The following is a 518-nucleotide window of genomic DNA, read 5'->3' on the forward strand; positions in this document are numbered from 1 at the left end:
CATGAAGAGATGTTGAAAGACGGTTTCGGCTGTCACTGTGAGATGGGCCCGCGGCGCATTAGTTAGTTGGTGGGGTAACGGCCTACCAAGACCACGATGCGTAGCCGACCTGAGAGGGTGATCGGCCACACTGGGACTGAGACACGGCCCAGACTCCTACGGGAGGCAGCAGTAGGGAATCTTCCACAATGGACGAAAGTCTGATGGAGCAACGCCGCGTGAGTGAAGAAGGTTTTCGGATCGTAAAGCTCTGTTGTAAGGGAAGAACACGTACAGGAGTAACTGCCTGTACCTTGACGGTACCTTACCAGAAAGCCACGGCTAACTACGTGCCAGCAGCCGCGGTAATACGTAGGTGGCAAGCGTTGTCCGGAATTATTGGGCGTAAAGCGCGCGCAGGCGGTCCTTTAAGTCTGATGTGAAAGCCCACGGCTCAACCGTGGAGGGTCATTGGAAACTGGAGGACTTGAGTACAGAAGAGGAAAGCGGAATTCCACGTGTAGCGGTGAAATGCGTAG

1 rRNA gene is annotated in these 518 nt (G+C 54.6%); it reads left to right on the plus strand.

The window, feature by feature from the left end:
• Window positions 1-518 (plus strand): 16S ribosomal RNA (locus H7J92_RS17225); the annotation flags it as partial.

This window comes from Sporosarcina aquimarina, assembly GCF_019748715.1.
Lineage (GTDB): Bacteria > Bacillota > Bacilli > Bacillales_A > Planococcaceae > Sporosarcina > Sporosarcina newyorkensis.